The sequence below is a fragment of the Amaricoccus sp. genome (genome assembly GCF_036846665.1).
In the GTDB taxonomy this organism is placed as follows: Bacteria; Pseudomonadota; Alphaproteobacteria; order Rhodobacterales; family Rhodobacteraceae; genus Amaricoccus.
Map to the genome: position 1 here is coordinate 1 of NZ_DAIUBO010000230.1, position 5,979 is coordinate 5,979.

The window sequence follows — 5,979 nt, forward strand, 5'->3', positions numbered from 1 at the left end:
GGACCCCTTTCGCCTCGTAGCTGGGGCCGGCGGCGGGGGGGAGCGCCCCCTCGGGGGGGGCCGCGGCCGGCCGCTGGGCGGCGGGGCCGCGCCGCCACTCGAGGATTTCCGCCGCGGATTGGGTGACGTCCACGAGCACCGGGTCGATGCTGCGGATGACCGCCAGCGGCGCGGCCTGGCCGCTGGTCACCAGCGTGCCCTGCGTGGTCAGCGATCGGCCGATGAAGCCGGCGAGCGGCGCGCGGATCATGGTGCGCTCCAGGTCGATCTGCGCGGCCTGCAGCTGCGCCTGCGCCACCTGGAGCGCGGCCGCCGCGCTGTCGCGCGCGCCGGCGGCCTCGTCGTAGTTCTGCTGGCTGGCGATATTGCGCGCGAGCAGCTCCTCGAGGCGCTCGGCGTCGCGGGAGGTGGTCTCGAGCTGGGCCCGGGCCTGGGCGACCTGGGCCTCGGCGGCAGCGACCTGGGCCTCGTAGCTCGCCGAATCGATGCGGTAGAGCGGATCGCCGAGCGCCACCTCCGCGCCTTCCTGGAAGAGCCGCTCGGTGATGATGCCGTTGACCTGCGGCCGCACCTCGGCGATGCCTGAGGCCACCACGCGACCGGGGAGGGTCGCGGTGAGGGTGACATCGGTCGCATCGAGCGTGACCACGGTGACGGGCTGGGGCGGTGGCGGCCCGCCCTCGGGCGCCTGGGCCACGGCCGGTGCGGCCAGCAGAAGGGTCACGGTCCAGAGCGCGCCGCGCCCGGTCGTGCCTCTGCCGCGCCATAGGGCGCGCGGCTCCTGTCGCATCGGCATTCGATCCCCCGCCCGGTCGGGATTCGCCGGATCCCATCCTGCCCCGAATACGCGGTGACGCGGCGTGCCGCAAGCCGGAAGGCCAATCAGACCAGACACATGATGGCTGGCGCATGTGTGTCGGACCTACCGCCTGCCGCGGCGAAACCGACGATTGGAATGCCGCAGACCGACGATGGAAGACAGGAGCCGTCCCGGGCGGGTGGCGTCAGTATTTCGACGGGACGTAGAGCTCGGGCGGCAGGACCTTGCGCTCGTAGGCTGGGTTGAAGACACGCTCGGGCAGGGTGATGTCCTCGTGCGGCACCGGCTCGTAGGGGAACTGGGCGAGGAAGTGGTCGATGCAGTTCAGCCGCGCCCGTTTCTTGTCGTTGCCCTCGACGATGTACCAGGGGGCCTCGGGGATGTTGGTGCGGGCGAGGGTCTCCTCCTTGGCCTTGGTGTATTGCTCCCAGCGCACCCGGCTCTGGAGATCCATCGGCGAGAGCTTCCACTGCTTGAGCGGATCGTGGATGCGCATCAGGAAGCGCATCTGCTGTTCCTCGTCGGTGATCGAGAACCAGTACTTGATCAGCCTGATGCCGGAGCGGACCAGCATGCGCTCGAATTCGGGGACGTCTTCGAAGAATTGCTCGACCTGATCCTCCGAGGCGAAGCCCATCACCCGCTCGACGCCCGAACGGTTGTACCAGGAGCGATCGAAGAGCACGATCTCGCCGCCGGCGGGCAGGTGCGGGACGTAGCGCTGGAAATACCACTGGCTCCTTTCCCGTTCGGACGGGGCGGGCAGGGCGACCACCCGGGCGACGCGGGGATTGAGCCGCTGGGTGATGCGCTTGATCACGCCGCCCTTGCCGGCCGAGTCGCGACCCTCGAAGATCACGACGATCTTTTCCTTCTTGTAGGAAACCCAATCCTGGAGCTTGATCAGCTCGGATTGCAGCCGCAGCAGCGCGCGAAAATAGTCCATGCGCGGGATCGAGGGCGGATGCGCCTTGCGGTAGATCCTGCGGATCTCGAGCGAGAGCGCCGGCTCGGAGATCTCGAGCTCGTAATCCTCGTCGAGCGTGTCGGCCAGCTCGGCCTCGAGCCAGTCGCGGCCGTCGAAATCGTCGTCCCTGTTTTCCATGGTGCGTCTTCCAGCTTCGACCCGGCGTTCCTAGCAGGCCGGAACGCGAAGGAACGTGAAGTTTTTGTCACAAGGCCTCACGGCAGCTCCAGCCTGAGGACCTTTCCCGGAAAGGGTGGCGCGGCCGGATCGTCGACGGTCACCACCACGATGCCGGTCCCGTCGGGGGTGAAGGCGAGGTTCGGGGCAGCGGGCGCGGGCAGCTCGACGGCGCTCAGGACCTCGCCGAAGGCATCGACCGCGAGGATCCGGCCCGAGGAGAACTGGCCAATCCAGAGCGCGCCGTCGTGGCCGAACTCGATGCCGTCGGGGTAGGGCAGCACGCCGGAGGCCGGATCGATCGCGCCGAGCCGGACGAAGAGGCGGCGGTCATCGAGGCCGCCGTCCTCGGCGACGGCGAAGGAGATGATGCGTCCGGCCTCCGATTCCGCGACGAAGAGGCGATCGCCGGCCGGCGAGAGGGCGACGCCGTTGGGGTAATGCAGGTCGTCGGCGACGGTCCTCAGCACGCCCTCCGCGTCGAGATGCAGCACGCGGCCGACGATCGGCTCGCTCTCCCAGGGGCCCGAGGCGGTGACATAGGCGCCGCCCTTGCCGTCCGGGGTCACGTCGTTGGGGCCGATCAGGGCATTGCCGTCGGCGTCGGCTTCCCAAGACCGGGCGGTATTGCCTTCGGCGTCGAAGGCTTCGAGCCTGCCGGAATCGTAGCAGGTGACGAGGAAGCGCCCGTCGAGCGGCAGGACCGCCGAGGGGCCGCAGCCCTCCTCGCGCCAGAGCTCGGATTTGGCGCCGGTTTCGGGGTCGATGCGGCTGACCAGGTTGCCGCCGTATTCGGCATAGATCAGCGCGCCGTCGTGGAAGGCGGGACCTTCGGGAAAGGCCGCAGCGCCGTCGAGGACCTGCGGCTCGGCCGCGAGCGCGGGCATCGCGCCGAGGCCGGCGGCGAGGAAGGCGATGCCTGTTCGGCGCATGGTGATCTCCCGCGGGGCCAGGATCGCGAGGTTATGCGCCCCCGGACCGCCGGGCAAGCGCCGCTGCCGCTCAGACCGGTGCGGCGCGCGTTCCGAAGATCGCCGAGCCGATCCGCACATGGGTGGCACCGCAGGCGATGGCGGTCTCGAAATCGTCGGACATGCCCATGGAGAGCCCTTCGAGGCCGTTGCGCGCCGCCATGTCCCGCAGCATGTCGAAATGCGGTGCGGGGTCGGCGTCGACCGGCGGGATGCACATCAGGCCCGAGACCGGCAGGTCGTATTCGCCGCGGCAGGCGGCGAGGAAGGCGTCCAGCGCCTCCGGGGCGAGGCCGGCCTTCTGCGGCTCGCGGCCGGTGTTGACCTGGACGAAGAGGGTCGGGCAGGCGCCCCGGGCCTGGACCGCGGCGGCGAGCCTGCGCGCGAGGCTGTCGCGGTCCAGGCTGTGGATCGCATCGAAGAGATCGAGCGCGCGGGCGAGCTTGTTGCTCTGGAGCGGGCCGACGAGATGCAGGCCGAGGCCGTCGAATTCCGCGCGGAAGTCCGGCCACTTGCCCTCGGCCTCCTGCACGCGGTTCTCGCCGAAGACGCGATGGCCGGCCTCGAGCACCGCACGGATGCGTTCGAGCGGCTGGACCTTGGAGACGGCGATCAGCGTCACCGCGCCGGTCGGGCGGCCGGCCGCGCGGGTCGCCGCCGCGATGCGTGTCTCGATGTCCCGGAGCGACATGGGCAGCCTCCTCGCGCTGAGCCCGCCGACCCTAGCGCGCCGCGGGCGAGCAAGGGAAGCCGGGTCGCGGACGGCGCCGGTCTCCAAGCGTGCAGGAATGCGCAAGCCAAGGAAACGAAGGGCTTACTGAAATGCATCAGCCCGGACAAAACAGAAAAGGCGGGCCGAGGCCCGCCTTTCCGTACTCGCTGATCCGGAAGGGATCAGAACGCCATCTTGATACCGAAGTCGGCCACGGTGTCGGCATCCTCGTCCGTCTGGATCAGGTTGCCGCCCTGGAAGAGCTCGTCCTGGCCGAAGGTACGGGCAACGCCGCCGGCAACCTGGGCACCGCCGCCGAGGTCATAGGCCGCGGTCAGGCCGTAGGCGCTCTTGCCGTCAAACCCTTCGAGACGCTCCGAAGCCTCGTAGATGTTGACGTAGTAGGCGCCAACCGTGAAGGCATCCCAGCCGAAGGTGCCGCCGACGCCGATGGTCCCGAACTTGGCTCCATCGACGAAGTCGTTGCTCTTCGAGTCGGCCTGCGTCCAGACGACGCCGAGACCGAAGCTCTCCCAGTCGCCGGTCACGGCAGCGGACCACTGCTCGCCTTCCGGAACCTCCTGGGTGCTGTCGGCGCCGGCAATGGTGAAGACGTCATCGCCAGCGTTGCAGGTGGTCGTGAGGCCACCGGCGCCGTCTTCGCAGACGCTGAGGCCCGTGCCGACGGTCTGACGGAACGACTTGTAGTTGTTGTAGCCAACGCCGATGCCGAAGGAACCGCCGCCGAAGTCGGCCTGGTAGCCGGCGCCGACGACCACGTCCGTGAGGTCGCGGTTCGAGGACAGCGAGATGCCGAACCCGGCGATGTCGAAGTCGTAGCGCACCGTCGGACGCGCGGTCGGGTTCGCGGCGAAGTTGTTCGCCGTGTCGTCGCCGAAGCTGCCGCCGTTGGAGATGAAGAAGGTCTCCTGCAGGTCGCCGAGGCCGGTGAGCGAGAGGTTGCCCGGGATGTCGCCGACCCACTGCTCGTCCGCAGCGTTGGTGTCGCCGTAGGTCAGGGTGCCCCAGGAGCCGGAAACGAAGACGTTACCGGCGGTCTGGCCGAGCGTACCGCCCTGGCCGCCCACGGCGTTGTCGGCGCGGACCGTGGCACCGAAGGTGATGCCCGAATCGGTCTCGCCGGTCATGTTGACGCCGAAGCGGACGCGGGAGATCGCACGCAGATCTTCGTCGCCGTTCGCGGAACCGTCGTTGTTGATGTTGTAGCCCAGACCCAAGCGGGCGTCGCCGAAGAGCGAAATCCCCTGGGCCGAGGCAACCCCGCCGATCGCCAGGGCGGCGAGGGCGGTGGTGGTGAAGAGTACGTTCTTCATCGTTTTTCCTCGTGTTTCTTGGTCGAAACCCATCTCAAATCCGGAACGCCCGGACCAAGTAGGTTCGTCATCTCTCATTGCCGGGCTTTGGGTCAAGCGAATGGCCGGCGGCGAAAGCTTTGTCTCGGACGATGATGCAGCTTTGCCACAGTGATGGCCGGGAGCACCGGAACGCCCGGGCCGGTTTGCGCTTGCCGGGCGGCGGGGGAGACTTTAGACACCGGCGAAGGGCCAATCCGGAGCCGGGCCGAGACGTGAAGATCAAGCGCGACATCCTTCTGCTCGCCGCCGTTTCGGCCGCACTCGCGAGCTGCGGGCCGAACGACCCCCAGGCGCAGCTCGAGGCGCGCGACGAGCAGATTCGTCGCGAGATGGAGCTCAGCGATTCGTCCTTCTTCGATCTCTTCCGCAACCAGGGCGACCCGGAGATCGGCGTGCAGGTCAACCGCTACCTCTGGCAGGCCACGCTCGACATCCTCGCCTTCCTGCCGCTGGAAGGCGCCGATCCCTTCTCCGGGATCATCATGACCGACTGGGGCCGGATCGGAAACGATCCCTCGGGATACCGGGTGACGGCCTATATCATGTCGCCCGCGCTCGATGCGCGCTCGCTGAAGGTCGCGGCCTATCGGCAGGCCGGGGGGCGGCCGGTGCCGGTGTCGCGCGAGGCGAACAAGGCGCTGGAGAACGCCATTCTGACCCGGGCGCGGCAGCTCCGTATCGCCGCGACCGAGGGCACGCCGGCGCCGGACGTCTATTACCCCTCGCCGGACGGCCAGTTCTACGCCGGCGGGCTCGAGTGACGGGCGAGGCGCCGACGCGCTACGATCCGCGTGCGGTCGAGCCGAAATGGCAGGCCGCCTGGGAGGCGGCGCAGGTGTTCCGCGCCGAGGCCGATCCGACGCGGCCGAAATACTACGTGCTGGAGATGTTTCCCTATCCCTCGGGGCGCATCCACATGGGTCATGTGCGCAACTACACCATGGGCGACGTGGTGG

The 5,979-nt window shown here is 68.8% G+C and carries 7 protein-coding genes; 2 read left to right on the plus strand and 5 right to left on the minus strand.

The genetic code is table 11. From position 1 onward, the window contains the following. The 5 genes from V7050_RS17285 to V7050_RS17305 all read right to left on the minus strand — a co-directional run. On the minus strand, positions 1-790 hold a 790-nt coding region (locus V7050_RS17285), incomplete at its 3' end, for an efflux RND transporter periplasmic adaptor subunit (protein WP_324410906.1). A 214-nt stretch (positions 791-1,004) separates the two neighbouring features. Continuing rightward, positions 1,005-1,925, minus strand: a complete 921-nt coding sequence (ppk2, locus tag V7050_RS17290; RefSeq protein ID WP_324368179.1) for a polyphosphate kinase 2 — start codon at positions 1,923-1,925, stop codon at positions 1,005-1,007. 77 nt (positions 1,926-2,002) lie between these two features. Next, positions 2,003-2,896: an SMP-30/gluconolactonase/LRE family protein gene (locus V7050_RS17295; protein ID WP_324368177.1), complete on the minus strand. Its 894-nt coding sequence runs from the start codon at positions 2,894-2,896 to the stop codon at positions 2,003-2,005. 70 nt (positions 2,897-2,966) lie between these two features. Continuing rightward, positions 2,967-3,626 carry a YggS family pyridoxal phosphate-dependent enzyme gene (locus tag V7050_RS17300; RefSeq protein ID WP_324368175.1) on the minus strand — a complete coding sequence of 220 codons (660 nt, stop codon included), beginning with the start codon at positions 3,624-3,626 and terminating at the stop codon, positions 2,967-2,969. A 203-nt stretch (positions 3,627-3,829) separates the two neighbouring features. After that, complete coding sequence (locus V7050_RS17305) at positions 3,830-4,981, minus strand: porin (protein WP_324368173.1); 1,152 nt, start codon at positions 4,979-4,981, stop codon at positions 3,830-3,832. 254 nt (positions 4,982-5,235) lie between these two features. Here V7050_RS17305 and V7050_RS17310 point away from each other — a divergent pair, with 254 nt between their 5' ends. Continuing rightward, a complete protein-coding gene (locus V7050_RS17310; RefSeq protein WP_324368171.1) occupies positions 5,236-5,784 on the plus strand; it encodes a DUF3576 domain-containing protein in 549 nt (182 codons plus the stop codon). Further along, positions 5,781-5,979: class I tRNA ligase family protein (locus V7050_RS17315; protein ID WP_324410909.1), on the plus strand; the 199-nt coding region annotated here is incomplete at its 3' end. The genes V7050_RS17310 and V7050_RS17315, both read left to right, overlap by 4 nt.

What these genes read in the sequence shown, in the direction of transcription:
- V7050_RS17300 (WP_324368175.1), bottom strand. Translation starts at nt 3,626, where the DNA reads ATGTCGCTCCGGGACATCGAGACACGCATCGCGGCGGCGACCCGCGCG.
- ppk2 (WP_324368179.1), bottom strand. Translation starts at nt 1,925, where the DNA reads ATGGAAAACAGGGACGACGATTTCGACGGCCGCGACTGGCTCGAGGCC.
- V7050_RS17295 (WP_324368177.1), bottom strand. Translation starts at nt 2,896, where the DNA reads ATGCGCCGAACAGGCATCGCCTTCCTCGCCGCCGGCCTCGGCGCGATG.
- V7050_RS17305 (WP_324368173.1), bottom strand. Translation starts at nt 4,981, where the DNA reads ATGAAGAACGTACTCTTCACCACCACCGCCCTCGCCGCCCTGGCGATC.